The sequence below is a fragment of the Palleronia sp. LCG004 genome (genome assembly GCF_032931615.1).
GTDB lineage: Bacteria > Pseudomonadota > Alphaproteobacteria > Rhodobacterales > Rhodobacteraceae > Palleronia.
The window spans coordinates 38,341-63,701 of the sequence record NZ_CP136760.1; the positions used below are offsets into that span (position 1 = coordinate 38,341).

Here is a 25,361-nt window from a genome sequence, read left to right on the forward strand (position 1 = left end):
TGGCGTGGGCGCTGTTGGATGGCTTCATCCATTGATGCGGGAGGTTTCGCCGCGAAACCTGTGAAGGTGCCGTTTACGTTGCGAGCGGTGCGGGGGCCTGCCGACATCCTTGTCCCGAGGCGCTTGAGAATGTGCCGGAGGTTTCGCGGCGAAACCTTTTGAGAAATTCCTGACATGCCGAACGGTGACTTTGCCGTCCAACCGGGCTGCGGAGCGAGATACCTGACAGAGGTCAGGTTTCGCGGCGAAACCTCCTGACATATTCCGAACTGTCCGAACGGTGATTGCCGGGTCGGGAACGGGCGCGGATCGGGGCGGTTCGGGAGGCCGGGTATGCCACGTGGCGATGGCGGTCGGGCCGGGCGCGAGGGCGTGGGCGACCGGCGCGCGGGGCGGAAAGCCGTCGGCGGGGCAGGGGGCCTTGCGGTCGGATAGGGGGTCCGGGACGCGGAGCGGCGGGGATCGGGCAGGCGGGCAAAGCGAGGGTGAAGGAAGGCTATTGACAGACGAGGCGTTCTCTTCGCAATATCTTAATCACGAACTATAGTTTATAATAATGGAACATAGGGAGTCGTCATGTCCGCTACACGCCTACGCCTTTCGACCGCGCTCGCGCTCGTCGCGTCGCCGGTCCTCGCCGCCGGGACGATCGACGTCGCGATCATCGGGGAGCCCGACACGTTCGATCCGATGATCTCGACCAAGGACGTGGTCAGCATCGTGACGCAGCACTTCGTCGAGACGCTCTATACCTTCGACGAGAGCTGGGCCGTCGTGCCGCTTCTGGCCGCCGACATGCCGCAGATCGCCGAGGACGGCCTGACCTATACCATCCCGCTGCGCGAGGGTGTGTCGTTCCACGACGGATCGACCATGGATGCCGACGACGTGGTCGCATCGCTTGACCGCTGGCTGGAGGTGGCGAGCCGCGGCATGGCGATCGCCGATCTCGTCGAGGGCGTCGAGGCATCGGGCCCGTCGGAGGTCACCATTACCCTGTCGGAGCCCTATGCCCCGCTTCTGTCGCTGCTGGCCTTCTCGAACTCGGCCGCCGCGATCTATCCCGAGGAGATCGTCGCCCCGAGCATCGAGCAGGTGATCGGCACCGGTCCCTACAAGCTCGAGGCGCACGAGCCCGACCAGTACACCCAGCTCGTCCGGTTCGAGGAATACACACAGCCCGAAGGGTCGGCCCCGCGCGAGCAGATCCCCGACGAGATCCGCTTCGTCCCGGTGCCCGACACCAATACCCGCGTCGAGGGCCTGCTGTCGGGGCAGTTCGATTTCGCCGACAGCCTCGCCACCGAGGCCTATGACCGGATCGACGGCTCGGAGACGGCCGAGCCCGTCCTGCTGGAGCCGTTCGGCTGGCCGGTCTTCGCGGTCAACCACAAGGAAGGGCTGATGACGGATCTGAAGATCCGCCAGGCCGTGCAGGCCGCGCTGCCCTATGACGACATGCTGTTCGCAGCCTTCGGCAACGACATGTTCTTCCAGACCGACGGGGCCTATTACCCCGAGGGCTGGCAGTGGCACACCGAGGCCGGCACCGAGCTCTACAACATCAACGACCAGCAGCTTGCCGGGCAGTATCTGGAAGAGGCGGGCTATGACGGCCAGCCGCTGAGAATCCTGACCTCGCGGCAATACGAGTTCCACTACCGCATGGCGGAAGTGGCGCAGATGGCGCTGGAGATGGCGGGCTTCACGGTCGAGATGGACGTGGTGGACTGGGCGACGCTGGCGCAGAACCGCGACAACCCGGCCCTGTGGGACATCTACATAACCCATTCGCCGTTCCTGCCCGAGCCCGCGCTGATCTCGAGCCTTTTCCCGAGCGCGCGCGAGGGGTGGGACAACCCCGAGAAGAACGAGATCCTCGACCGCTTCACCTCGGAGACGGACCCCGAGGCGCGTGTCGAGATCTTCGGCGAGCTGCAGGAGATGGCCTACGAGGATGTGGGCATCATCAAGATCGGCAACTTCAACGCGCTGCAGGGGCAGAGGCGGGGCATGACGGGCGTGGCACCGTCGCCGTGGCCGGCCTTCTGGAACGCCGAGCTGCCGGAATGATGCGGGCGGCTGCCGGGGCAGGGGCCCCGGCGGCGGCCTCACGGGACAGGATCTCATGACGCGATATCTTCTGAACCGTCTGCTGGGCATGGTGGTGGTCATCTTCCTGGTGCTGACCATCGCCTTCGTGCTGGTGCGGCTCGCCCCCGGCGATCCGGCGGCGCTGATGCTCGGGCCGGACGCGACGCCCGAGGAGGTCGTGGCGCTGCGCGCGCGGCTGGGCCTCGACGCGTCGATCCTGTCGCAATACCTGACCTTCCTCGGCAACGCGGTGCAGGGCGATCTCGGGCGGTCGCTGTTCTTCGACCGGCCCGTGACCGAGGTGCTGGCGAGCCGGGCCGAGCCCACGATATTCCTCGCGCTCTTTTCGCTGATCTTCGCGCTGATCATCGCGACGCCGATCGGGATCTTCGCGGCCTACAGGCACGGATCGGCGATCGACCAGAGTTCCATCAGCACCGCGATGCTGGCCGCATCGGTGCCGAGCTTCCTCACCGGGCTGATCTTCCAGCGATACCTCGCCACGGATCTGGGCTGGTTCCCGGCCTCGGGCTATGGCGGGCCGGGGGCGTCCTTCGGCACGCGGATGTGGTATCTGGTGCTGCCGTCGATCACGCTCGGCATCACGAATTCGGCGCTGATCCTGCGGTTCACGCGGGCCTCGATGCTCGACATCCTGGGCGAGGATTACGTGCGGACCGCGCGGGCCAAGGGCATGTCGGAGGCGCGCGTCGTGCTGCGCCATGCCCTCAAGAACGCGGGCATCCCGATCATCACCGTGGTGGGCCTGACCTTCGCGCTGCTGGTGGCGGGCGCGGTCGTGACCGAGCGGGTCTTCAACCTGCCGGGCATGGGCAACCTGGTCGTCAACGCGGTGCTCAGGCGGGATTATCCGGTGATCCAGGGCACGCTGATCGTGGTCGCCACGCTCTACGTGCTGGTGAACCTCGCGACGGACCTGCTCTATCTCGCGGTCGACAAACGGGTGAAGTACTGATGGCTGCAACGGCATCGAGCCCTCCGGGATTCCGGGTGATCCTGTTCTCGCGGCCCTCGACGGTCGTGGCGCTGGTGGTCTTCGCGGTGATCGCGATCGCGTGCTTCGCGCTGCCGCTTCTGGGGATCGTGGAGCCCGGCGGCATGTCGGTGCGGAGCCGGCTGACCCCCCCGGGGGCGGAGTTCCCGCTGGGCGCGGACGCGTTCGGGCGCGACGTTCTGGCGCGGCTGCTGATCGCGGGGCAGACCTCGCTGACGATCGGACTGGGCGTCGCGGCCCTGTCGTCGGTCATCGGCATCGCGATCGGTCTGGTCGCGGGGTTCTTCCGCTGGCTCGACGCGCCGCTGTCGCGGCTGATCGACGCGATGATGGCGTTTCCCGACATCCTGCTGGCGCTGTCGCTGGTGGCGATCTTCGGCGGCACGATGACGAACGTGATCCTCGCGCTGTCGGTGGTCTATGCGCCCCGGATCGCGCGGATCGTGCGGGCCTCGACCCTCGTCATCCGCGAGCTTCCCTATGTCGAGGCGGCCCGCGCGCTCGGGACGCGGACGCACACGATCATGCTGACCCATGTGCTGAGGAACATCCTGTCGCCGATCCTCGTGCAGGCGACGTTCATCTTCGCCTACGCGATGCTCGCCGAGGCGGGGCTGTCCTTCCTGGGCGTGGGCGTCGATCCGTCGACGCCGACCTGGGGCATCATGGTGAACGAGGGGCGGCAGTTCATCGACACCGCCTTCTTCCTCATCCTCTTTCCGGGAATCGCGATCGCGTTGTCGGTCCTGTCGCTGCAGCTGGTGGGCGACGGATTGCGCGATGCGCTCGACCCGAGACTTGCCAAGGAGACCTGAATGGCGCTGACCCTCACGAATTTCCGCCCCGCGGCGATGGACCCCGCGCCGGAGCGGATCCATATCGGCGATGACGGCCGCGTGGCGGCCGAGGCCGCGCCCGGCGCGCGCGTCGTCGATCTGAACGGCGCGTATCTGTCGCCCGGCTGGTGCGACCTGCACGTCCATGTCTGGCATGGCGGCACGGATATCTCGATCCGCGCGGCGGAGGCGGGACGCGGCACCGGCGTGACGGCCATGGCCGATGCCGGATCGGCCGGCGAGGCGAGCTTTCACGGCCTGCGCGAATACGTCATCGACCCGAGCGCCGAGACGATCAAGGCGTTCCTCAACATCGGGTCGATCGGTCTGGTGGCGTGCAACCGGGTGCCCGAGCTGATCGACTGGCGGTCGATCGACATCGACCGGACGCTGGCCGTGATCGAGGCCAACCGCGACGTGATCTGCGGCATCAAGGTGCGCGCCTCGGGCGTCATCGTGGGAAGCTGGGGCATCACGCCCGCCAAGATCGCCAAGCGCGTGGCCGAGATGACGAACCTGCCGCTGATGGTGCATGTGGGCGAGCCGCCCCCCCTGATCGACGAGGTGTTCGACATCCTGAGCGAGGGCGACATCGTCACCCATTGCTTCAACGGCAAGCCCGCCGGGTCGATCCGCGACACTCCCGCCCTGTTCGCGCAGGCGCAGGAGCTGGCGGCGCGCGGCATCCGCATGGATATCGGCCACGGGGGCGCGTCGTTCAACTTCGAGACGGCGCGCGTGTCGATCGCCGACGGCCTGCGGCCGTTCTCGATCTCGACCGACCTGCACCGCGTGTCGATCGTCTCGCCGGTCTACGACATGGCCAACACCATGTCGAAGCTGCTGGCCGTGGGGCTGCCCTTCGACGACGTGGTCGAGGCCAGCACCAACGCGCCGCGCTCGATCCTCGGGCTGGGCGGGGCAGAGGGCGCGACGCCCGGCCAGCTTGCCGACTTCACGGCGTTCGACCTTGCCGACACGGCGATCGAGGTGCTCGACAGCCAGGGCAATTCGATGGTGATGGACCGCGTGTTCGAGCCGCGCGCGACGATCATGGGCGGCGACATGCAGCCAGCGGCGCGGCGCATCCCGTGACGGACGAGACCCCGATCCTCGAGGTCTCGGGCCTGAGCGTGGGCTTCGGGCGCGGCGGGCGCAGGCTCGCCGCCCTGCGGGACGTGAGCTTCACGCTGGGGCAGGGGCGCACGCTCGCCCTCGTGGGCGAGAGCGGGTCGGGCAAGTCGGTCACCTCGCTCGCGCTCATGGGGCTGTTGCCGCCCTCGGGCGCGATCCTGAAGGGCAAGCTCTCCTATCGCCGCCGCGACGGCGAGGTGACGGATCTGGCGCGGCTCGGCCCGCGGGGGTTCCGCGGCATTCGCGGGCCCGAGATCTCGATGATCTTCCAGGAGCCGATGTCGTCGCTGAACCCGCTCTTCACGATCGGCGACCAGATCGGCGAGATGCTGCTGCTGCACGAACGGCTCGATGCGAGCCAGCGCCAGGCCCGCGTGGTCGAGATGCTGGAACTGGTCGAGATCCCCGGCGCGGCCTCGCGCGCGAAATCCTATCCGCACGAATTGTCGGGCGGGATGCGGCAGCGGGTGATGATCGCGATGGCGATGATCTGCAACCCCAGGCTGCTGATCGCGGACGAGCCGACCACCGCGCTCGACGTGACGATCCAGGCGCAGATCCTCGATCTGATGCGCAGGCTGCAGGCCGAGCGGGGCATGTCGATCCTGTTCATCACGCACGACATGGGCGTGGTCGCCGAAATGGCCGACGACGTGGCCGTGATGTATGCGGGAAGCGTGGTCGAGCAGGCCGGGGTGAACGCGCTCTTCGACAATACAGCGCATCCCTACACGCAGGGGCTCCTGTCCTCGATCCCCGTACCCGAGCGCGAGGAGGGCACGCGGCTCGTCCCGATCCCCGGAACCGTGCCGCCGCTGACCGCGCTGCCGCCCGGCTGCGCCTTCGCGCCGCGCTGCCCGCATGCGCGGCCGCGCTGCGAGGAGCCGGTGGAGCTGTGGCAGAAGGCCCCGGGACACCGCGCGGCCTGCATCCTCGACCCGGAGGTGGTGTGATGACCGAGGCGCTTCTGCGGATCGAGGGGCTGACCAAGCGGTTCGAGACACCGTCGGGGCCGGTCCACGCGCTCGAGGATGTGAGCTTCGAGATCCCGCGCGGATCGATCACCGGGCTGGTCGGCGAAAGCGGGTCGGGCAAGACGACGCTCGGCCGGAGCCTTCTGCGGCTGGTCGAGCCCACATCGGGGCGGACGTTCTTCGACGGCACCGAGCTCAACTCGCTCGGCACGTCCGAGATGCGGCAGATGCGGCGGCGGATGCAGATCATCTTCCAGGACCCGGTCTCGTCGCTGAACCCGCGGCTGAGGGTCTCGGACCTGATCGGCGAGGGGCTGAAGGCGTTCGGGGTCGGATCGCGGTCCGAGCGGCGCGACCGCGCGGCGGCGCTGCTGGAGGAGGTGGGCCTCGCGGCCGATCACCTCGACCGTTATCCGCACGAATTCTCGGGCGGGCAGCGGCAGCGCATCGGCATTGCCCGGGCGCTCGCGCTCGAGCCGGAATTCATCGTGGCCGACGAGAGCGTCTCGGCGCTCGACGTGTCGATCCAGGCACAGGTGCTGAACCTGCTGCTCGACCTGCGCGAGCGGCGCAACCTCACCATGCTGTTCATCGCGCACGACCTGTCGGTGGTGGAATATCTCTGCGACCAGATCGCCGTGCTCTATCTCGGGCGGCTGATGGAGATCGGGCCGTCGCGCGCCGTCCACGACAGGGCGATGCATCCCTATACCCGGGCGCTCAACTCCGCGATCCCGCGTCCCGACCCCCATGCGGAGCGCAAGCGCGAGCTGCTCAAGGGCGACATCCCGTCGCCGCTCGACCCGCCATCGGGCTGCGTGTTCCGCACCCGCTGTGCCCATGCCGCGCCCGAATGCGCCGAGGGCCGTCCCGCGCCCGTCGCGGTCGGCCCCAACCATTTCAGCCATTGCAAGAGGATCGAGACCCTGGATGCCCAGTGACGCCCAAGAAAAGACCCCCGAAACCCGCCTGCGCGAGATGGGCCTCGAACTGCCCGGCCGCGCGCCGTCGCCGATCGGGTCGTTCCGCAACGTCCGCGTGTCGGGCGGCTGGGCCTACGTGTCGGGGCAGGGGCCGGTCGAGGCCGACGGCACCCTCAAGCGCGGCAAGGTCGGGGACGACGTGACCGCCGAGGAGGCGCGCGCGCATGCCGAGCTTGTCGCGATCAACATCCTGTCGGCGCTGCGCGACCATTTCGGATCGCTCGACGCGGTGGGGGGCGTGGTCAAGCTTCTGGGGCTGGTCAACGCGACGCCGGATTTCGAGCGGCATCCCTTCGTGATCGACGGGGCGTCGAACCTTCTGGCCGAGGTCTTCGGGGCGGACGGCATCCATGCGCGGTCGGCCTTCGGGGTCGGATCGCTGCCGAACCGCATCACGGTCGAGATCGAGGCGATCTTCGAGGTGGCGACGGACGGCGCGGGCCGCGTCGCGGCGGCCTGAGGTCAGGCCGCGCCGTGGGTCCCGAGCGCCAGTTCGACCGAGCGCGCCGCGCCGCGCACCTCGTTCGCGATATCGTCGAACCGGTCGGGGACGCGGTGCTTGGGCATGACGACCGAGAGGGTCATCAGGCAGGCGCCGTCCGCGTCGCGGACCGGGGCCGCGATGCAGGCCACGGCCTCTTCGGAGGTGTCGATCTGCACCGAGATCCCGTCGAGGAACGCCTCGCGCGAGGTGCGCGCGAGGATATCGGGATCGGTCTCGGCGAGGCCGGTGGCCGAGGGCGTGGCGCAGCGCGCGAAGACCTCGCGCCGCTCGTCGTCGGACAGGTGGCCGATCAGCAGCCGGCCCGACGCGGTCCAGTTGAGGGGCACGCGCGTGCCCACGTCGGAGGTCACGCGGAACGTGCCGCGCCCCTCGGCCATGCCGATGACCGACATCCAGCCCTCGTCGCGGGTGCAGATCTGAACCATTTCGCCGGTGCGTTCGGACAGGTCGTGCATCGCGCGCTCGGCCTCCTGGAAGGCATTCATCCGCGCGCGGTAGGCGAGGCCGTAGCGCATGAGCCGCGGCCCGAGCCAGACGCGGCCGTCGGGCATCCGGCCCAGCATCGCGCCGTCGGTCATGTCGTCGATGAGCTTGTAGACCGTCGAGGGCGGCGCGCCGCTTTCCTTGGCGAGCTCGTAGGCCGTCATGGGGCGGAGCTTGTCGCTCAGCAGGTCGAGGATCTGCAGACTGCGCGTCAGAGCGCTCGTCCGCGAGCGGCGTGGGGCGATCTGATCCATTGCGATGTCTCCCGGTCGGTCACTGTCGGGATGGTTATCTCATAATTATGGAAGGCCCTGCAAGGGGCGGAAAGGACGACATGGAAGGCGCAAAGACCGACGGATACGGCATCGACTGGTCCTGGCACGACGAGATGGGGCTTGGCCACGTGGTCAACGTCTCGGGGACGATGACGTCGCTCGGGGGATCGGTGACAACGGAGGCCGTGGCCCAGGCGACGGCCGCCGCGATGACGCGCTTCGCGCGCATCCACGAGCTTCAGGCGAAGGCGTCGGACGTCATCGCGCGGCTGACGGGGGCCGAGGCGGGCTTTCTGACGGCATCGGCCAGCGCGGGCATCTCGCTTGCCGTGGCGGGCTGCATCACGGGGCGCGATCCCGCACGGGTCGAGGCGCTGCCGACGGCCCCGGGCGGGCCGAACGCGGTCGCGGTGCAGATGGGCCATCTCTGCGAATACGGCGCGCCGGTGAGCCAGGCGATCGAGATCGCGGGCGGCCAGGTCCGCATGATCGGGCAGTCCACGCTGGCGCGCGACTATCAGCTCGACGCGGCGCTGGCCGAAGGCGCGGTCGCGGCGCTTTACGTGGTGTCGCATCACGTGGTCGATTACGGGCAGATCCCGCTTAAACGATTCTGCGAGATCGCGCGCGCGCGCGGCGTGCCGGTCATCGTGGACGCGGCGTCGGAATACGACCTGCAGGGCTTCTTCGAGGCGGGCGCGGACATCGTGATCTATTCGGGCCACAAGTTCATGGGCGGCCCGACGAGCGGCATCGTGGCGGGTCCGAAGGCGCTGGTCCAGGCGGCCTATCTCCAGAATATCGGCATCGGCCGCGGCATGAAGATCGGCAAGGAGAGCATCGCGGGCGCGATCGCCGCGATGGAGCAGTGGCTGGAGCGCGACCACGCGGCCATGCGCGCGCGCGAGGATGCCGCGCTCGACCTGTGGGAAAGCGCGCTCGGCGGGTATGCGGGCATCCGCGCGCACCGGATCGACGATCCGACCGGCAACCCGCTGCAGCGGTTGCAGATCGACGTGGACCCGTCCGCCGCGGGCGCGAGCGCGGCGCAGTTCGCCGTGGCCTTCGGCCGCTACGACCCGCCCATCGCCGTGCGCGGCCACGAGGTCGAGAAAGGGTATTTCCAGCTCGACCCGTGCAACCTGACGGCGGGGCAGGCGGAGCTGGTGCGCGACGCGTTGGGGACGGTCCTGTCGGATGGCGAGGTCCGAAAGATCGACGAGGACGCGGCCCTCGCCGATGCGCGCAACGGCGGCACGGAGAGCTATCTCGGCTGGCTCGACTGACGCGGCGCGCCCTCGGGCTATGTCGTGCCGCGACATGAACCGAGGAGAGCGCGATGCATGACGAGGTACCCGTCGAGACGACGCCCGCCGCGGAGATCGAGGTCGAGACCTTCGATTTCGAGGATGACGGGACGGTTCCGAACAACCCGGAACTGCCCGTCGTCCTGATGCGCGCGGCGCTGGGGCAGGGGGGCGCGTCGGCGTCGGTGGAGCGGCACCTGCAGAACAACGGCTGGGGCGGGACGTGGACCTGGCGGGTCTTCGACTACCACCATTTCCACCCCAACGCGCACGAGGTCCTGGCCGTGGCGCGGGGGCAGGCGGTGCTCGCGCTTGGCGGGCCGTCGGGCGCGCGGGTCGAGATCCGGGCGGGCGACGTCGTCGTGTTGCCCGCGGGGACCGGGCACAAGCAGATCGAGGCGAGCGACGATTTCGAGATCTGCGGGGCCTATCCGCCGGGGCAGGAGGGCTACGAGACGATCCGCGCCGACGGCCCCCATGACGGCGCGGTCGCGGATCGCATCGCCGCCGTCGCACGCCCCGCGACCTGCCCCGTCCACGGGGCGGACGGCCCGCTGATGCGCGTCTGGGGCGAGGGGAGCGGGAGCGCTTAGGTCAGCCTCTTTCGTCGGAAGCATCGCCTTTGCTCGGGCCGCCCGTGGCGAAGCGGGGTTTACTCTGCCGCTGGCGCGAATGACGGCGGTGCGGACAGGGCTCCCGCTCAGATTCCGGCCCTCGTCCGTCAATCGCGGTCGAAGTGATTGCGCCAGATTTCCGCTTTTCGCCGGTCACGATCGGTGCAGGCGGCAATGACCCGGTCGAGATCGGCACCGGACAGAAGGTCCCTCTCCTCGCCGATCTCCGCCAGGCGCATCGTGTACCAGGCGGTCACGCCTCCCTCCGGGGGGGAGGTGAAGCGCGGGAAGGCGGGGGCCGTTGCCTCGCCGCGCCGCCAGAGGTCGGTGACCTCCGGCGTGATCGCGAAGGCGCGCGCGAGGCCCACCCCGTCGGCGATCCCCTCCGATACGATCCTTTCCGCCTGCTCCATGGTCTTGATCCCCCCGGTCAGAAGCAGGGGTTTTGCCGTCATGGACCGCGCGGATCGGGCGAAGGACGCGAAGTACGCGCCGGACCTGCGATGCTCCGGGGTTGCCGGTGCGCCCGGAAAGTAGGTGCCGCCGCTGATCTCGATGAGGTCGATGGAGGAGCGCTCGAGTGCCGCGACGAATTTCAGGGCGTCCGTCTCGGTCAATCCGCCATCCAGCCGGTCCGTGGCGTTGATCTTGATCGCGACGGGAAAGGCCGGTCCGACGGCTGCACGGACCTCATCGACGATCTCGAGCACGATCTGCATGCGCGCCTCGATCGGGCCGCCATACGCATCCTCCCGCCGGTTGAAGAGCGGCGAGAGGAACTGGCTCAGAAGGAAGCCATGCGCCGCATGCAGCTGGACGCCCCCGAAACCGGCAAGCTGGGCAAGGCGCGCCGTACGCGCGAAGAGTGCCGGAAGGGCGGCGATCTCGCCCGCCGTCAGAGCGGCAGAGGACAGTCCCGGCAGATCCAGCGCGCTCGGCCCCTTCGGTGTCCCGATCGCCGGATCGGTCAATGCGCCGGCATGGCCGAGCTGAATCCAGAGCTGACCACCCCCGCTTATGCCCTCCCGCGCCAATCGAGCGAAGCGGTTCAGGTCGGAATCGCCATCGAGCACGAGGTTTCCCGCAGCTTCCGGAAACCGCGCATCGCCCTGAACTTCGCCGATGATGGAGACGGCCGCGCCGCCTTGGGACCATGTGCGATAGAGAGCGGCCTGGGCGTCCGTCGGATGACCGGTTCCGTCGGCAAGACAGTCGGACATCGCGGATTTCACGATGCGGTTTTCCAGAACCGCCCCGCAGGGAAGGCGTAGGGGAGTGAAGAGCGGATTGCGGCTTTCGCCGCGAGAGGGACTGGCTGCGTGGAGTGACAGGGACACGGGCTATTCCTTCCATGTTGGAACGACTGATGACTGACATGCCGATCGGCGCGTGATAATCCGGCATATCGGACCGGGTGATGTGAGCTGAGGGAACGAATGAGGCAGGATGGTGAGCTCGACCTCTTCCACGCGATCCTCGATGCGGGAAGCTTTGCGGGTGCCGCCCGGCATCTCGGCGTGACACCCTCCGCGGTCAGCAAGCGGATCTCGCAGATGGAAGGGCGGATCGGGGCCCCTCTGTTCGTCCGAACGACACGCCGCATGACGCTGACGGAGGCCGGTCGGACCTATGCCGCGGGGACGCGAGACATCCTGGCGAGATTGGCTCGGGTCGAGAGCGACATCGCCGAAGGCACGGGGGCGATCCGCGGCCCGATCCGCATGACGGCCTCGACCGCGCTTGGACGACGGAAGGTGCTTCCCGTCATCCTCGATTTCTCGGAGCGCTATCCGGAGGTGGCGATCGACCTGACGCTGACCGACGCGCTCGTCGATCTGGTCGAGGGCCGGTATGATCTGGCGGTGCGCAGCGCCGTCCTGCCCGATTCCGGCCTGATCGCCAGGCGTCTGGCCGACAACAGGCGGGTCATCTGCGCCTCACCCGATTACGTAAAGCGACATGGTGCGCCGACCGTGCCGGAGGACCTTGCCGGACATGCCTGCCTGACCTTGAACATGTCGGGACCATTCAATTCCTGGCCGCTGACGGGCGAGCGGAACTCTCCCGTCGAGCTGGGGCGGGGGTTCAGCTGCAATTCGCTGGATGCCCTGCACGATGCCTGCCTGAGGGGATTGGGCATTGCCCGCCTGCCGTCATTCCTCGTCGCCGACGATATCGTCGCGGGGCGGCTGCTGGCCGTGCTGAGCGAAGCCGAAGCGCCGGACGACCGATCCGCGATCTCCCTCCTGCGTCCACCCGGTGAGGTCGTTCCACGCCGTGTGCGGCTTCTCGTCGAGGCCCTCGTGGAGGGCTTTCGTCACGACGTCTGAGCGGGAGACGTCTGCCACAGACGGGGCGATGCGGTTTTCGGGACCGACCGGACCTTGGGGCAAATCTCAGTCGGAGCCACGACAACCTTCGAACCACGAAAAACGCGTCGACCTCGCGATTTCCTTCGAGCAGCGCAGGTGGAATCCTGCCCATGGCGGCTGATGCGGGCTGAACCGGTATGTCGGCGATCCGGCGGCGCGAAATGCGTGCCGGACCGCCCACCGCGTCTATTCCAGCAGCGCGGCGGCCCAGGGTATGGCGATCTCTTCGACCTCGTCCTCTCCGGACGCGTCATGGACGGGAACGTCCCCCAGAACCTGCGCGCCGCGTGCGCCCAGCATCGCGGCCAGGGTCTTGGGGGCCTGACCGTAGGTCTCGGCATACTCGCTGTCCCCCAGACCGAAGACCGCGACACGCGGTGCCGGATCGAGGGTCTCGATCGCTTCGAGGCGCGCGGCAAAGGGCTTGGCCGAGGCGGGCATTTCCCCGTCGCCGTAGGACGAGCAGAGGATCAGGTTCAGATCCGCCTCGGCCAGGGCCCCGGGATCCGTGTCCGCGAGACTGGTGCAGTTGACCGTGTGGCGGTCGGCCAGGGAGGCGGCGACGTCGTCGGCCAGCATCTCGGCATTGCCGGTCTCGGTTCCGTACAGGATCTCAATCTTCATGCGTCCATGTCTTTCATGTCCAGGATTTCGGTGAGCGTCAGTTTTCGGCGGCAACGATCGGCGGTTGCGGCGGCGCGTTCGCGTGCATCGATCCGCTCCCAATGGGAAAAATCGACCTTCGCCTCATGGGATGCCAGCAGGGCGGCACCGGGTCTGGCGGGGTCGGGCCGCAGCTCGGCGAGGAGCCGGGCCGCGACGGTCTGGGCATCGGCGCGCGCCTTCGGAATGGCGCCCGAGGGTCCGTTGGCGAACCAGCCCGTGGCATAGAGGCCGGGAGCCAGGCGCGTCGCCGCACCGCATTCGCGCAGCAGCCCCGCGCGGTCGAGGCCGCCGGCATGGTCGAATCCGATGGCCGTGACGATCGCGCTGGCCTGCAGGACGCGGGGGCCGGCGGAGCCTTCGACGGTGACGTCGAGGCCCTGAGCCGCCGGCGCGATCGACGTCGGGACCGTGGCGAAGTTCAGGAGCACGGGCAGGGCACCCGGAACGTGCTCGGCCAGCAGGTCGGGCGGCACCGGCTGGCTGTCCGATATCTCGAGGGCGATGCCGGAGAGGCGGACGATCTCCTTGAGCATTGCGGGATCGAACCGCGCCGCCGCCAGAGGGGACCGGGAAACGAGGGTGATCTTGCGGAAGCGCTGGCGCGCCAGCCATTCGGTGGGGCCGGGGCCGAGATCGCTGCCGGCAAGCTCCGCGGGGGTCTTGGACAGCAGGCGCAGGATGTCCATCGCGACGTTGCCGCCGCCGATGATCATCGGCTCGGGCCCGAGTTCGGGCAGCGCCTCGGCGGCGGGATGTTCGTTCAGCGCACGGGTCAGCGCGCCCGAGCCGACGATCCCGGGCAGGGTGTCGCCCGGAATTCCCAGGGAGCGGTCGCCCGACAGGCCCGCGGCCAGGACGACCGCGTCGAACCCCTCCCGCAGCGTCTCGAGCGGCATGTCGCGCCCGACGTCGATGTTGCCGTGGAAGCGGGCACCCTGCCGGGTGAAGACCCGTTCGAACTGCCTCGCGATCCCCTTGGTGCCCTGATGGTCCGCCGCCACGCCGTAGCGCAGCAGCCCGTAGGGCACGGGCAGGGCATCGAGCACGTCGACTTCCAGCGTCGGGTCCGCCTTGAGTAAAGCCTGGGCCAGGTAGCAGCCCGACGGGCCGGCTCCCACGATTGCGATCTTGCCGGTCATGTTGTCTCCGAAGATTGCGCCATGTCAGAAATCCTGCACGGATCGATGTCCGCGCAGGCTGCGGGCCGTCTGCCGCAGGATGTTCAGGACCCGCTCGCATTCGGCCTCGTTCGCCGCCGTCTCGGTCGGCAGCGTGGTGCCGATCGCCGTCGGCGTGGGATCGACGCCGGCGACCGGAACGGCCAGGGCGGTCACGCCCATCTCGAACTCGTCGCGGACGAGCGCATAGCCCTGCTCGGCCGCCCGGGCGATCTTTGCGCGGAGCGAGGCGGGGTCGAGATCGGTGGCCTCGGTGTGCCGCTCGCCGCCGCCGCGCTCCAGCAGCTGGTCGAGATCCTCGGGCGGGGCGGCGGCCAGGATCATCCGTCCCACCGCCGTGCCGAGCAGCGGGATCGAGCTGCCGACCACGAAGCCGATCGACAGCCGCGAGCCCGGCATGGCCGATTGCGCGACATATATCGCCCGGCCCCGGTCGCGCATGGCCATGAAGATCTCGCCGCCCAGTTCGCTGGCATGGATGTTCAGAACCGGCTGCACCGCCCGGCCAAATTCGTTGGCCGCCAGATAGCCGCCCGCCAGCGAGAGGATCCGCGGCGTCAGGCCCAGATCGCGGTCGTTCTGGGACAGATACCCCGCCTCGACCAGGGTCAGGCAGAGACGCCGCACCGTGGCGCGATCCAGCCCGGTCCGCCTTGTGATGGCGGCCATGGACAGGGTCCTGTCGCCGGCGGCGAAGCATTCGAGGACCCTGAGGCCCTTGGCGAATGTCGAGGCGCCGACGGATGCATCACGTCCAGCCAAAGCGAAATCCTTTCTCAGCGGTCCCACCGCATGCGGCGATCATAGCGATTGACAACGGACGATCACAAGGTAAAGTTCGTATATCGCACTAATGTGCTAATAACGCACTTTCCACCATGCTGCAACCCCGACAGGAGACGGTGCCCATGACCCAGCAGAGCCCCATGACCGCGGATCGCGAGGACTGGGTTGAGATCGCGTCCGCATCCGATCTGGCGGGCGCACGCCCGGTGATCCCGGTCGACCTGGACGGTCAACGGATGGTCCTGTTCCGCGACGAGGAGGGGCGACTGGGGCTGATCGGGCGGCATTGTCCGCATCGCGGGGCCGACCTGTGCTTTGGGCGGCGCGAGGATAACGGTCTGCGCTGCCCCTTCCACGGGTGGCATTTCGACCATACCGGTCAATGCACCGAGCAGCCGGCGGAGCCGCTCGATTCGACGATGTACCAGACGATCCGCCTGCCCAGTTTCACCGTCGTCGAGCATGCGGGCCGGATCCACGCCTATGTCGGGTCGGGCACGGCCCCGGCCTTTCCCGCCTCGGCGGACACCTGAACCAGGAGCTAACCCATGATCACGCAAAAGCTGAACGACCAGATCACCCGCATCGGCCCGGGATCGTCCGCCGGCGCGGTGCATCGCACCTACTGGCAGCCGGCGGCCCTGACCGACGAGCTGCCCTCGGGCGATCCGGACGGTGCCGTCACCCTTCCCGTCAACCTGCTGGGCGAACGCCTGGTGATGGTGCGCGACGCCGCCGGTGCGCTGGTCCTGCGCCAGCGCGAGGCGGCCGCGGACGAGCCGCCGGCGTTCCATCCCGCCGCCGCCGACATCCGGATCGTCGAAGACGGTCCCAGCTATCCGGTGGTCGAGAAGAAGGGCATCCTGTTCGCCTTCCTGGGCGACGGAGAGCCGCCGGAATTCCCGAACTTCGACTGCTTCCGCGCCCCTGACAGCCATGTCTTCGCCTTCAAGGGCCTGTGGGAATGCAACTGGCTGCAGGCGCTCGAGATCGGCATCGACCCGGCCCATGCCTCGTTCCTGCACCGCTTCCTGCAGGACGAGGATCCCGACGACAGCTACGGCAAGCAGTTCCGCGACAAGGCGGCCCATACCGACATGCCGATGACCCAGGTGCTGCGCGAGTATCCCCGCCCCGACATCGAGGTGGACGAGACGGAGTTCGGCCTGAAGATCACCGCCCTGCGCCACATGGACAACGACCTGACCCATGTGCGCGTGACCAACCAGATCTTCCCCTCGGCGATCTGCATCCCGATGTCGCGGGAGATGATCATCACCCAGTGGCATGTCCCCGTCGATGACGAGACGTGCTACTGGTACACGCTGTTCACCAGCTTCCAGAACCCCGTGAACAAGGACGTCATGCGGGCGCAGCGCCTGAAGGAACATCGCCTGCCCGACTACGCGCCGCTGAAGAACCGGTCGAACGACTACCATTTCGACCCCGAGGAACAGGCGACGCAGACCTATACGGGCATGGGTCTCGACATCAACGTCCACGACCAGTGGGCGGTCGAGGGACTGGGCGCGATCCAGGACCGCACCCGCGAGCATCTGGGCCGTGGCGATGCCGCGATCATCCGCTACCGGCTGATGCTGCGCCGCGCGATGAAGGCGCTCGAGGCGGGGCGTCCGGGTGCCTTGCCGATGCAGGACCGCGACGCCGCACGCCGGATCGTGGGGCCGCTGTCGAACGATGCCATCGCCAGCACCTCGGACTGGGTCGCGGCCAGCGCGCAGAGCGACATGGAGCGGCGCGCGGCCTGTCCCTGGGACGCCACGGTTTGACCGATCGAGGGCGCATGGGGGGCGACCGCATCGCGGCCCCGCTGACGGGGCTGGCCGAGGGAACGGCCTTCGAGGACATCCTCGACGGCTATTTCACGCTGCGCGAATCTGTCCGTCAGATGATGGTGCGCAACGGGTTCGGGCAGGCCGTCTTCACCCTGCATCATGCCCCGTTGATCGAGGTTCCGGGGCTTGCCGAGACGGCGGCCGTGCCGCTGCATCTGCGGCCGGCGCATTCGGGCCTCGTCACCCGGCTGTCCCTCACGGTGACCCTGCAGCCGGACCTGCGGTTGCAGGGGGCCGGGCTCTGGAGCTGGACCGATCCGCGCCCGGATCCGGGCCTGCCCGCCGATATCCGCCTGGGCGAGCCGGCCTTCATCGCCGGAACCGGCTGGACGGAGCCGGGCCTGTGGTTCAGCGCCTGAGGCGGGATCACTCCTGAAGGCGCAGCGTCGCCTTGTGAAGCAGGGAGGTCGCGTCCGACGCGGCCTCCTGAAGGCGGACCAGATGGCGGGCCGCGAACTCGCCGACGGACAGATATTCCGCCGACCATGAAACGCTGAGGCAGGCCACGATCACCCCGTCCTGAAGCACCGGCATGCCGATCGCGCGCATTCCGGGCGCCAGCTTCGAATCCGCGGCGCGATATCCCGGCGCGCGCACCGCGTAGCCATCGGCCCGCACCTGCTGCACGATCCGCTCGACCTCGTCCATGTCCAGGGCCAGCCGGTCGAGCCGGTCGCCCGAGCTCAGCAGCCGGTTGAGCAGCGTCCGCCGCGCGCCGTCCTCCATGAAGGCGAGCCAGGTCCGCCCGACGGCCGATTGCAGCACATGCACCTGGTAGCCCGAGGTGATCAGGTCGACCGGGTAGGGGGATTGCCGCCGCGTGGTCTCGCAGACCGCCATCTTGTCGCCATCGAGAACGGCCACGTCGGCCGGCCAGGAAATGTCCTGCGTCAACCGTTCGACGGCGGGCGCGATGGTGTCGGCCAGCCGGGACAGCCACGCCATGCTGCGGTTGCTGACCGGGCTCAGCGAGTTGATGCGGTAGAGCCCGTCGTCCAGCCAGCGCCGCACGAAGCCCTCCTGCTCGAGCGTCCCGAGCAGGCGCAGGATCGAAGGGCGCGAGAACCCCGTCGCATGGTGCAGCTGCGCGAGCGACATGGCACCGCTGCGGCTGATCAGGGTCAGCACGGTCAGGCCGCGGGACAGGGCCTGCACTGTTTCTGGCGTTCGTCCGCTCATTGAGCCCAAATTTTCTGCTTCGCGAGGGTAGGTCGGGTCAGGGCATTCCGCCCTGCGGAAAGGTGTGGTTCGGCGATACGGCACAACGGCCCGACGAGTCCAGTCTAGCTCAGCAAGTCGAGGGAATGACGATGCAGGTCATCAGGGAGAAAATGAGCGGGATCACTCTGGTCGCAGGACTTCTGGTCCTGTGGGAGTTCTCGGCCCGGGTTCTGGTCGAGAACAGCCAGTCCTGGCCCCCCTTCACAGACGTGATGGCCACGCTTCTCGCCAGCCTCGGCGGCAGCGACCTTCTGAGCGCCATGCTGGCCAGCCTGGGGCGCATGGCGGCGGGCTTCGTCATCGGCAGCGCCGTGGGAATCGCGATCGGCCTCGCGATGGGCCTCGCGGCCCCGGTGCGGGCACTGCTCAACACCTTGGTGGAACTGCTGCGCCCGATACCGGCGGCGGCCATCATTCCACCGCTGATCTTCATCCTGGGCATCGACAACACCCTGAAGATCTTCATCATCAGCCTGGGCGTCTTCTTTCCGGTCGTGGTCAACACGCTGGCCGGCGCGATGACGGTGGACCCCACCTATCTGGAGGTCGCCCGCACCTTCAAGGCGGGCCGGGCCCGGACCCTGCGCCGGGTCCTGCTGCCGGCGGCGCTGCCCTACATCCTGGCCGGGATGCGGACGAGCCTCGCCCTCGCGCTGATCACCACCGTCGTCGCCGAGATGATCGCCGGGTCCGGGGGCATCGGCTACTACATCATCAGCATGCAGTACGCCATGCGCGCCGACGACATGTATGCAGCCGTCATCCTGCTCTCACTGACCGGATACGCGATGAACCTGCTGTTCCGCATGGTGGAAGGGCGGCTGCTCCACTGGACCGGAAAATGACCGCGCCCGCCGGCGGGACCGCGCAGCCAAGGAAGCCAGACATGAAGATCGACACCCGTATCCAGGGGACCGCGATGACCACCGACACACATCTTTCGATCCGCGAGGTCGGCAAGATCTACGGCGAGGGGAAAAAGACGTTCGAGGCGATCGGATCGGTCAGCCTGGACATCCGCCGGGGCGAGTTCCTGTCGATCGTCGGACCGTCGGGCTGCGGCAAGTCCACCCTGCTCAAGATCATGGCCGGGCTGCTGCCGGCCACCTCGGGCGAGGTACGGATGAACGATCAGGTCGTCTCGGAGCCGCCCGAGAACATGGTCTACCTGTTCCAGCAATATTCGCGGTCGCTTCTGCCCTGGCTGACGGTCGAGGAAAACGTGGCCTTCGGCTTCGAGCATCGCATCAAGATGTCCGCGGCCGAGCGCCGGGCGGTCTGCAACGACTTCCTGGGCAAGGTCGGCCTGGGCGACATGGGCGCGAAATATCCAAGCGAGCTGTCGGGCGGCATGCAGCAGCGCGTGGCCATCGCCCGCGCCCTGGCCGCACGCCCCGAGCTGCTGCTGCTCGACGAGCCGTTCTCGTCGGTCGACGCGCTGACCCGGCTGGAGCTGCATGAGCTGATCCTCGACCTCTGGGCCGCGAGCGGTCTCACCGTCGTGCTGGTCACCCACGACGTGGAGGAGGCGATCTACCTGTCGGACCGCATCGCGATCCTGGGCAAGCGACCCTCTCGTGTCGAGGAGGTGATCGAGACCGAGCTGCCGCGGCCGCGCGATCCGGTCGCGACCCAGGGCATGCCCCGATACCAGGAGCTGCGCGGCCGCCTGCTGACGCGCCTTCTGGGTGGCCGGGAGTTCCATAATTGACCCGTGCATCGACCCTCCCGATGATCCTGGGGCCGGGATTCGTGGCCGCGCTGCTGCTGATCCTCGAGATCGCTTGCCGCAGCGGTGCGATCAGCCCCTACATGGTTCCCGCGCCGAGCGCGGTCGCGCTGACGCTGGTCGAGCTGGTGCGCGGCGGCGGCCTCCTCTCGCCACTGGCCCATACGCTGATGCTGCTGCTGTCGGGTTTCCTTCTGGCCTGCGTCACGGGCATCGGCCTGGGCGTGCTGATGGGGCTCAGCCGCCGCGCCTACAACCTGTTCGAGCCGCTGGTCGAGGTCCTGCGTCCGATCCCGAAACCGGCTCTGCTGCCGCCCCTGATGCTGTTTCTCGGCTTCGGTGCCGAGATGAAGATCGTCGTCATCTGGCTATCGTCGCTGTTCCCGATCCTGATCAACACGATCGAGGGGGTGCGCAACACCGACCCGGTCCTGATCGAGACGGCCCGCACCTTCCATGTCGGGCGCACCCGGCGGATCTTTCGCATCATCCTGCCGGCCGCGGCACCGATGATCCTGACGGGAGCGAAGGTCGGGCTGGGCCTTGCGCTGGTCCTGGCCGTGCTGGCCGAGATGCTGGCCTCTTCGGGCGGGCTCGGGGCCGAGATCATCGACGCGCAACGCGCGTTCCGCCTGCCCGAAATGTACGCCTACATCGTGGTCGTCTCGATCGTGGGCATCGCCCAGACCGCGATCCTCCGCCTTCTCGAACGCAAGCTCGCCTTCTGGGCCTGACCGACGGCCGCCCCTTCCACCTCCAAGCAACTCCAGGACATGCCATGAAAAACCTCACCCTGCCCAGCCTGGCCGCCGTCACGGCGCTCATGGTTCTGCCCGCCACGGCCCAGGAGACGACCGAGCTGCGCGCCAGCCTGATCCCGATCTTCGATGTGATCCCCTACCACGCCGCCGAGGCGCAGGACTATTTCGCGCAGAACGGGCTGACGATGAACGACACCCCGTCCCAGGGCGGCGCGACCGGCATCCCGGCGCTGCTGTCGGGCAGCGTCGACATCGTCTTCACCAACATCGTGTCGATCCTGCAGGGTCTCGACAGCGGCCTGCCGCTGCAGATCATCGCCCCGGCCCAGAAGACCCAGGGGACCGAGCCCGACAATGCCGGGATCGTGGCCCGCAGCGACGCGCAGATCACGTCGGGGGCCGACCTGACCGGAAAGCGCGTCGGCGTGAATACACGCAACAACATCATCTGGCTCTATGCCCGCCACTGGATCGACGCCACCGGCGGCGATTCCAGCCAGGTCACCTTCGTCGAGGTGCCGTTCCCGCAGATGCCCGACGCCGTGCTGAACGACCAGATCGATGCCGCCTTCGTCAGCCAGCCCTTCCTCGGCCGGCTGATGCAGGACGATGCGGTCGAGGTCGTCGGCTGGCCCTACGGCTTCGAGGACACCGCGACCGCGACCTCGTTCTACGTCGTCACCGACATGTTCGCCGAGGAGAACCCCGAGGCGGTGGACGGTTTCGTGCAGGCGCTGGAGCAGGGCATCGACTGGACCAACGAGAATTACGGCGACGAGGCCGCGATCGAGCTGGTGTCGGGCTACACCCAGATGGATCCGGCCGTGGTGTCAGCGATCATGGAAACGCCCTGGCAGTACAGCGCCGAGATCGACACCGACTCCATCGAGAAGACGATGAACCTGATGGTCACCTACGAGCTGATCGACGCGCCTGTCGATGTGGACGCGGCCATCCGGACGCAATCGCGCTGATCCACCGCCCCAAGGAAGCACACGACCCAATGACACATTCCTACCGGGTGGCCTTCGGGGACATCCACAATCACAACGGCCACGGCTACGGCAAGGGCAGCATCGAGCGCAGCCTGGACATCGCCCGGGAACATCTGGATTTCTACGCCTTCACCGGCCATTCCAGCTGGCACGACCTGGCCGTCGGCACCGATCCGCGGTTCGATCACTTCAGCCGCGGCTTCGATCGCCTGGCGGAGACCTGGCCGCGCGTGCAGAAAGCCATCGCCGAGGCCAATCTCGAGGAGGGCTTCGCGGCCTTCCTCGGGTTCGAGTGGCATTCGAACTTCTACGGCGATCAATGCGTGATCTTCGCCGATGACAACCGCGAGATGTGCTACGCACAGGATATCGAGGGGTTGCGCGCCTTCTGCCGCGAGAACGGCGCCATCCTGCTGCCCCACCATGTCGCCTATCCCAAAGGGGTGCGCGGCCTGAACTGGGACGAGTATGACCCGTCCCTGTCGCCTGTGGTCGAGATCTTCTCGATGCATGGCTGTTCGGAATCCGACACCTCGCCCTTCCCCATGAAGATCGGCTCGCCCGGCGGACGGTCCACCGCGCAGACGATCCAGCACAACCTGGCCAAGGGGGCGCGGTTCGGCTTTACCGGATCGACCGACAGCCATCGCGGCTTTCCCGGTGCCTACGGCGAGGGGCTGATGGGGGCCCTGGTCGAGGGGGTGGTCAGCCGCGACAGCGTCATGGAGGCGATCCATGCCCGGCGCACCTACGCGCTGACCGGCGACAAGATCGAGGTCGGCTTCACCGTCGACGGCGCGCCGATGGGGGCCGAGATCGCGGCGTCGGACACGGTCACCGTGACCTGCGACATCCAGGGGCGCGATGTCATCGACCGGGTCGAGCTGGTGCTCAACAACGAGGTCGTGCAGGTCCTGCAGCCGGGCGGCGAGGCGGAAGGGCCCGAGCAGCTGCGGCTGGAATGGGGCTGGGGTCCCTGGGGCGATCTGGACAAGGCGCGGATCGTCGACTGGGAGTTCGACCTGGCCTTCGACGGGGCCCGGCTGATGCGGCATTTCCCATGCCTGACCTCCGGTCCGTTCGACGAGAACCGCCGCCACCGCTTCGCTCCGTCCGAGGCCGGCATGGGCGTCGTCTCCTACAGTTCGCGGCAGGAACCCTCGATGGGCAATCCCAACCAGGCCGTGGTGATGGAGATCGAGGCCGGCGACGCGGCCGAGGTCGAGCTCAGGATGACCCGTCCGGTGGAGATGACGCGCCGCTTCCGCCTGTCGGATCTGCGCGCGGCGTCTGCCGAGGTCCATACCGGGGCCTACCCGTCCGAGAGCTTCCAGATGCACCGTATCGTGCCGGCGGCGCTGTCGCGGCTGGTCGCCACGGTGGACGTGGAGATCCCTGCGGGCAGCTCGCATCTCTACCTGCGGGTGACCCAGAAGAACGGGCAGATGGCCTGGTCCAGCCCGGTCTTCATCAACTGAGCGGCGCGGCGGCGCGGCAACGGCACTCTGACAAAAGGCTCCGACGTGATGTCTGACGAACCCTCGCACGATCCTGCGCCGGACCTCCGGAACGGACGCCTGGCCCAGCTCGGCCTTCTGGACGCCGCCGCGCAACAACGCGCCGGCGAGATCCTCGAGACGGTCGAACGTGCGGGGGTCGAGACGATCCGCGTCGTCTTTGCCGATGCGCACGGGGTGCTGCGCGGCAAGACGATCCTCGCCAAGGCGCTGCCGTCGCTGTTCAAGGTCGGCCTGCGCGCGCCCTCGACCCTGCTGCTCAAGGATACCTCGGGGCGGACCGCCTTTCCGGTCTGGTCGGCCGAGGGCAGTCCGGTCGCCGGGACCGGGGCAGGGGACATGCTGATGGTGCCCGCCCCGGAGACCTTCCGCATCCTGCCCTGGGCACCGCATTCGGCATGGCTCTTTTGCGATCTGGCCTTCACCGACGGCAGCCCGATCCCCTTCGCCCCGCGTCAGGTGCTCAAGGCGGCGCTGTCGCGGCTGGCCAGCCGGGGCTGGTCGCTGACCGTCGGGCTCGAGGTGGAATTCCATCTGTTCCGCAGCACCGAGCCGCGGCTGGCCCATGGCGACAGCGGCATGCCGCATCGCCCCCCCGAGACCGAATTGCTGGCCCCCGGCTACCAGTTCCTGGCCGAAGGGGTCTACGACCGGATGGAGCCGGTGCTCGACGAGATGCGCAAGGCGGCGTGCGATCTGGGTCTGCCGCTGCGCTCGGTCGAGATCGAGATGGGGCCGGGACAGGTCGAGTTCGTCTTCGATCCCGCCGATGCCCTGAGCCATGCCGACAACATGATCATGCTGCGGGCCATGGCCAAGGATCTGGCGGCGCGGCGGGGCCTGCATGCGAGCTTCATGTGCCGGCCCCGGATCGACGGCGGTGCCTCGGCAGGCTGGCACCTGCATCAGTCGCTGGTCGAGATGGCGACGGGCCGGAACCTCTTCGTGCCCGAGACGGAGCAGACGCTGACCCCCGAGGCGTCGGGCTGGATCGCCGGCCTTCTGGCCCATGCCGAGGCCAGCTGCATCCTGACCACGCCCACCGTCAACGGCTACAAGCGCTACCAGCCGTTCCAGATGGCCCCGGACCGCGTCCAGTGGGGGCGCGACAATCGCGGTGCGATGATCCGCGCGCTGATGGAGCCCGGCGACGGGGCCAGCCGGATCGAGAACCGCGTGGCCGAGCCGGCGGCCAATCCCTACTACGTCTTCGCCGCGCAGATCCTGTCGGGACTCGACGGGATCGACCGGGGCCTCGATGCCGGTCCTCCGGCCGAGTCGCCCTATACCTCGGGCGCGCCGCGTCTGCCGCGCTCGCTTGCGGATGCGCTGACCGCGTTCCACGCCAGCTCGCTCTACCGGACCGAGCTGGGTCCGGAATTCGCCGAGTTCATCGTGACCCTCAAGCAGGCCGAATGGGACCGCTACGCGACCGCCGTCTCGGATTGGGAGCAGCGCGAATATTTCGGATTGTTGTGAAGGACGCGCGGCCATGCCCCATCTGGTGATCGAACATTTCCCCGAGATCGACGGCACCACATTGTGCCGGGTCGCCCTGGATGTCGCGGCCCGCAGCGGGATCATGCGGCGCGAGGATATCAAGGTCCGGACGCAGTGCGCCGGAACCGTGCTGCTAGGCGACGGGCGAAGCTCGTTCCTGCACGTTACCGTTTCGCTTCTGGCAGGGCGCGAGGATGCGGCCAAGCTCGCCTTGTCGGATGCCCTGGTCTGCGCGCTTAGGGATGCCTTTCCCGACATCGAGGCGATCAGCGCGGACATCCGCGACATGGACCCGTACTGCTACAGGAAAAGCCTGACGTCCGAGCCGGGCGGGACCGCCGCATAGAGAGTGCTCGGGCGAGCGCGGGGCCGTCCGAACCGGATCGCCCTGGCAGGGGAGACGCGCTGGAACGCGCGCAGCCTGCGGCAGATGGTGGCCGTGCCGACGACGATCCTGCCTCGGAGCGGCATGCCTCGAACGTCGCGGCAGGACAGCGGGTATCGGGATACCAGCGCAGGGCCGGAAGCATGACGTTTTTTGGTGAACCGATAGTCTCGGA

Annotated in this window: 26 protein-coding genes; 20 read left to right on the forward strand and 6 right to left on the reverse strand. The window is 68.2% G+C overall.

What is annotated here, in order from left to right; genetic code table 11:
• Positions 1-576: 576 nt before the first annotated feature.
• The 7 genes from RVY76_RS14645 to RVY76_RS14675 are packed head-to-tail and all read left to right on the forward strand — an operon-like array spanning position 577 to position 7,496.
• On the forward strand, positions 577-2,073 hold the full coding sequence (locus RVY76_RS14645) for an ABC transporter substrate-binding protein (protein ID WP_317376994.1): 1,497 nt from the start codon (positions 577-579) through the stop codon (positions 2,071-2,073).
• 55 nt (positions 2,074-2,128) lie between these two features.
• Positions 2,129-3,070: an ABC transporter permease gene (locus RVY76_RS14650; RefSeq protein WP_317376995.1), complete on the forward strand. Its 942-nt coding sequence runs from the start codon at positions 2,129-2,131 to the stop codon at positions 3,068-3,070.
• Positions 3,070-3,924: an ABC transporter permease gene (locus tag RVY76_RS14655; protein WP_317376996.1), complete on the forward strand. Its 855-nt coding sequence runs from the start codon at positions 3,070-3,072 to the stop codon at positions 3,922-3,924. The genes RVY76_RS14650 and RVY76_RS14655 overlap by 1 nt, the downstream gene beginning before the upstream one ends.
• Entirely contained in the window at positions 3,925-5,040 is a 1,116-nt protein-coding gene (locus RVY76_RS14660) for an amidohydrolase/deacetylase family metallohydrolase (RefSeq protein WP_317376997.1), read from the forward strand.
• A complete protein-coding gene (locus RVY76_RS14665) occupies positions 5,037-6,032 on the forward strand; it encodes an ABC transporter ATP-binding protein (protein WP_410796044.1) in 996 nt (331 codons plus the stop codon). Before RVY76_RS14660 ends, RVY76_RS14665 begins: the two co-directional genes overlap by 4 nt.
• Entirely contained in the window at positions 6,032-6,994 is a 963-nt protein-coding gene (locus RVY76_RS14670; RefSeq protein ID WP_317376998.1) for an ABC transporter ATP-binding protein, read from the forward strand. Before RVY76_RS14665 ends, RVY76_RS14670 begins: the two co-directional genes overlap by 1 nt.
• Positions 6,984-7,496, forward strand: coding sequence for a RidA family protein (locus tag RVY76_RS14675; RefSeq protein ID WP_317376999.1), 513 nt, complete (start codon positions 6,984-6,986; stop codon positions 7,494-7,496). Before RVY76_RS14670 ends, RVY76_RS14675 begins: the two co-directional genes overlap by 11 nt.
• Positions 7,497-7,498: 2 nt before the next feature.
• Here the strand turns inward: RVY76_RS14675 and RVY76_RS14680 are convergent, their stop codons facing one another.
• A complete protein-coding gene (locus RVY76_RS14680) occupies positions 7,499-8,278 on the reverse strand; it encodes an IclR family transcriptional regulator (protein WP_317377000.1) in 780 nt (259 codons plus the stop codon).
• An 80-nt stretch (positions 8,279-8,358) separates the two neighbouring features.
• On the opposite strand from RVY76_RS14680, the gene RVY76_RS14685 reads away from it, so the two are divergent.
• Together RVY76_RS14685 and RVY76_RS14690 are read left to right on the forward strand one after the other, a co-directional pair.
• Positions 8,359-9,585 carry an aminotransferase class V-fold PLP-dependent enzyme gene (locus RVY76_RS14685; RefSeq protein WP_317377001.1) on the forward strand — a complete coding sequence of 409 codons (1,227 nt, stop codon included), beginning with the start codon at positions 8,359-8,361 and terminating at the stop codon, positions 9,583-9,585.
• 53 nt (positions 9,586-9,638) lie between these two features.
• Positions 9,639-10,199, forward strand: coding sequence for a cupin domain-containing protein (locus RVY76_RS14690; protein WP_317377002.1), 561 nt, complete (start codon positions 9,639-9,641; stop codon positions 10,197-10,199).
• A 128-nt stretch (positions 10,200-10,327) separates the two neighbouring features.
• On the opposite strand, the gene RVY76_RS14695 is transcribed toward RVY76_RS14690, so the two are convergent.
• Positions 10,328-11,557, reverse strand: a complete 1,230-nt coding sequence (locus RVY76_RS14695; RefSeq protein ID WP_317377003.1) for a tRNA-dihydrouridine synthase — start codon at positions 11,555-11,557, stop codon at positions 10,328-10,330.
• 99 nt (positions 11,558-11,656) lie between these two features.
• On the opposite strand from RVY76_RS14695, the gene RVY76_RS14700 reads away from it, so the two are divergent.
• Entirely contained in the window at positions 11,657-12,550 is an 894-nt protein-coding gene (locus RVY76_RS14700) for a LysR family transcriptional regulator (protein ID WP_317377004.1), read from the forward strand.
• 228 nt (positions 12,551-12,778) lie between these two features.
• On the opposite strand, the gene RVY76_RS14705 is transcribed toward RVY76_RS14700, so the two are convergent.
• The 3 genes from RVY76_RS14705 to RVY76_RS14715 are packed head-to-tail and all read right to left on the reverse strand — an operon-like array spanning position 12,779 to position 15,198.
• Positions 12,779-13,216 carry a flavodoxin family protein gene (locus RVY76_RS14705; RefSeq protein ID WP_317377005.1) on the reverse strand — a complete coding sequence of 146 codons (438 nt, stop codon included), beginning with the start codon at positions 13,214-13,216 and terminating at the stop codon, positions 12,779-12,781.
• Positions 13,213-14,397 (reverse strand): FAD-dependent oxidoreductase, encoded by a 1,185-nt coding sequence (locus RVY76_RS14710; RefSeq protein ID WP_317377006.1) that lies wholly within the window; start codon positions 14,395-14,397, stop codon positions 13,213-13,215. The genes RVY76_RS14705 and RVY76_RS14710 overlap by 4 nt, the downstream gene beginning before the upstream one ends.
• 24 nt (positions 14,398-14,421) lie before the next feature.
• The gene (locus RVY76_RS14715) at positions 14,422-15,198 is read right to left on the reverse strand and encodes an IclR family transcriptional regulator (RefSeq protein WP_317377007.1); all 777 of its coding nucleotides are present in this window, start codon (positions 15,196-15,198) and stop codon (positions 14,422-14,424) included.
• A 146-nt stretch (positions 15,199-15,344) separates the two neighbouring features.
• Here RVY76_RS14715 and RVY76_RS14720 point away from each other — a divergent pair, with 146 nt between their 5' ends.
• The 3 genes from RVY76_RS14720 to RVY76_RS14730 are packed head-to-tail and all read left to right on the forward strand — an operon-like array spanning position 15,345 to position 17,437.
• Positions 15,345-15,755 carry a Rieske 2Fe-2S domain-containing protein gene (locus RVY76_RS14720; RefSeq protein WP_410796045.1) on the forward strand — a complete coding sequence of 137 codons (411 nt, stop codon included), beginning with the start codon at positions 15,345-15,347 and terminating at the stop codon, positions 15,753-15,755.
• Positions 15,756-15,770: 15 nt separating this feature from the next.
• On the forward strand, positions 15,771-17,012 hold the full coding sequence (locus RVY76_RS14725; protein ID WP_317377008.1) for an aromatic ring-hydroxylating dioxygenase subunit alpha: 1,242 nt from the start codon (positions 15,771-15,773) through the stop codon (positions 17,010-17,012).
• Entirely contained in the window at positions 17,009-17,437 is a 429-nt protein-coding gene (locus RVY76_RS14730) for a hypothetical protein (protein ID WP_317377009.1), read from the forward strand. Before RVY76_RS14725 ends, RVY76_RS14730 begins: the two co-directional genes overlap by 4 nt.
• A gap of 7 nt (positions 17,438-17,444) precedes the next feature.
• Here the strand turns inward: RVY76_RS14730 and RVY76_RS14735 are convergent, their stop codons facing one another.
• Positions 17,445-18,257 (reverse strand): helix-turn-helix domain-containing protein, encoded by an 813-nt coding sequence (locus RVY76_RS14735; protein ID WP_317377010.1) that lies wholly within the window; start codon positions 18,255-18,257, stop codon positions 17,445-17,447.
• 125 nt (positions 18,258-18,382) lie between these two features.
• Here RVY76_RS14735 and RVY76_RS14740 point away from each other — a divergent pair, with 125 nt between their 5' ends.
• The 7 genes from RVY76_RS14740 to RVY76_RS14770 are packed head-to-tail and all read left to right on the forward strand — an operon-like array spanning position 18,383 to position 25,147.
• Positions 18,383-19,144: an ABC transporter permease gene (locus RVY76_RS14740; RefSeq protein WP_317377011.1), complete on the forward strand. Its 762-nt coding sequence runs from the start codon at positions 18,383-18,385 to the stop codon at positions 19,142-19,144.
• Between the two features lie 41 nt (positions 19,145-19,185).
• Positions 19,186-20,010 carry an ABC transporter ATP-binding protein gene (locus RVY76_RS14745; RefSeq protein ID WP_317377012.1) on the forward strand — a complete coding sequence of 275 codons (825 nt, stop codon included), beginning with the start codon at positions 19,186-19,188 and terminating at the stop codon, positions 20,008-20,010.
• Entirely contained in the window at positions 20,007-20,762 is a 756-nt protein-coding gene (locus RVY76_RS14750) for an ABC transporter permease (protein WP_317377013.1), read from the forward strand. Before RVY76_RS14745 ends, RVY76_RS14750 begins: the two co-directional genes overlap by 4 nt.
• A gap of 44 nt (positions 20,763-20,806) precedes the next feature.
• Complete coding sequence (locus RVY76_RS14755) at positions 20,807-21,763, forward strand: ABC transporter substrate-binding protein (protein ID WP_317377014.1); 957 nt, start codon at positions 20,807-20,809, stop codon at positions 21,761-21,763.
• A 29-nt stretch (positions 21,764-21,792) separates the two neighbouring features.
• Positions 21,793-23,262 carry a hypothetical protein gene (locus tag RVY76_RS14760; RefSeq protein ID WP_317377015.1) on the forward strand — a complete coding sequence of 490 codons (1,470 nt, stop codon included), beginning with the start codon at positions 21,793-21,795 and terminating at the stop codon, positions 23,260-23,262.
• 48 nt (positions 23,263-23,310) lie between these two features.
• Positions 23,311-24,780: a glutamine synthetase family protein gene (locus RVY76_RS14765; protein WP_317377016.1), complete on the forward strand. Its 1,470-nt coding sequence runs from the start codon at positions 23,311-23,313 to the stop codon at positions 24,778-24,780.
• 13 nt (positions 24,781-24,793) lie between these two features.
• Positions 24,794-25,147 (forward strand): hypothetical protein, encoded by a 354-nt coding sequence (locus RVY76_RS14770; protein ID WP_317377018.1) that lies wholly within the window; start codon positions 24,794-24,796, stop codon positions 25,145-25,147.
• Positions 25,148-25,361: the final 214 nt, after the last annotated feature.

Excerpts from the sequence above, each read along its gene's own strand:
- RVY76_RS14700 (WP_317377004.1), top strand. The coding sequence starts at position 11,657 with ATGAGGCAGGATGGTGAGCTCGACCTCTTCCACGCGATCCTCGATGCG.
- RVY76_RS14705 (WP_317377005.1), bottom strand. The coding sequence starts at position 13,216 with ATGAAGATTGAGATCCTGTACGGAACCGAGACCGGCAATGCCGAGATG.
- RVY76_RS14690 (WP_317377002.1), top strand. The coding sequence starts at position 9,639 with ATGCATGACGAGGTACCCGTCGAGACGACGCCCGCCGCGGAGATCGAG.
- RVY76_RS14650 (WP_317376995.1), top strand. The coding sequence starts at position 2,129 with ATGACGCGATATCTTCTGAACCGTCTGCTGGGCATGGTGGTGGTCATC.
- RVY76_RS14760 (WP_317377015.1), top strand. The coding sequence starts at position 21,793 with ATGACACATTCCTACCGGGTGGCCTTCGGGGACATCCACAATCACAAC.
- RVY76_RS14770 (WP_317377018.1), top strand. The coding sequence starts at position 24,794 with ATGCCCCATCTGGTGATCGAACATTTCCCCGAGATCGACGGCACCACA.
- RVY76_RS14685 (WP_317377001.1), top strand. The coding sequence starts at position 8,359 with ATGGAAGGCGCAAAGACCGACGGATACGGCATCGACTGGTCCTGGCAC.
- RVY76_RS14655 (WP_317376996.1), top strand. The coding sequence starts at position 3,070 with ATGGCTGCAACGGCATCGAGCCCTCCGGGATTCCGGGTGATCCTGTTC.
- RVY76_RS14765 (WP_317377016.1), top strand. The coding sequence starts at position 23,311 with ATGTCTGACGAACCCTCGCACGATCCTGCGCCGGACCTCCGGAACGGA.
- RVY76_RS14710 (WP_317377006.1), bottom strand. The coding sequence starts at position 14,397 with ATGACCGGCAAGATCGCAATCGTGGGAGCCGGCCCGTCGGGCTGCTAC.
- RVY76_RS14680 (WP_317377000.1), bottom strand. The coding sequence starts at position 8,278 with ATGGATCAGATCGCCCCACGCCGCTCGCGGACGAGCGCTCTGACGCGC.
- RVY76_RS14675 (WP_317376999.1), top strand. The coding sequence starts at position 6,984 with ATGCCCAGTGACGCCCAAGAAAAGACCCCCGAAACCCGCCTGCGCGAG.
- RVY76_RS14720 (WP_410796045.1), top strand. The coding sequence starts at position 15,345 with ATGACCCAGCAGAGCCCCATGACCGCGGATCGCGAGGACTGGGTTGAG.
- RVY76_RS14755 (WP_317377014.1), top strand. The coding sequence starts at position 20,807 with ATGAAAAACCTCACCCTGCCCAGCCTGGCCGCCGTCACGGCGCTCATG.
- RVY76_RS14645 (WP_317376994.1), top strand. The coding sequence starts at position 577 with ATGTCCGCTACACGCCTACGCCTTTCGACCGCGCTCGCGCTCGTCGCG.
- RVY76_RS14670 (WP_317376998.1), top strand. The coding sequence starts at position 6,032 with ATGACCGAGGCGCTTCTGCGGATCGAGGGGCTGACCAAGCGGTTCGAG.
- RVY76_RS14740 (WP_317377011.1), top strand. The coding sequence starts at position 18,383 with ATGACGATGCAGGTCATCAGGGAGAAAATGAGCGGGATCACTCTGGTC.
- RVY76_RS14660 (WP_317376997.1), top strand. The coding sequence starts at position 3,925 with ATGGCGCTGACCCTCACGAATTTCCGCCCCGCGGCGATGGACCCCGCG.
- RVY76_RS14735 (WP_317377010.1), bottom strand. The coding sequence starts at position 18,257 with ATGAGCGGACGAACGCCAGAAACAGTGCAGGCCCTGTCCCGCGGCCTG.
- RVY76_RS14745 (WP_317377012.1), top strand. The coding sequence starts at position 19,186 with ATGAAGATCGACACCCGTATCCAGGGGACCGCGATGACCACCGACACA.
- RVY76_RS14725 (WP_317377008.1), top strand. The coding sequence starts at position 15,771 with ATGATCACGCAAAAGCTGAACGACCAGATCACCCGCATCGGCCCGGGA.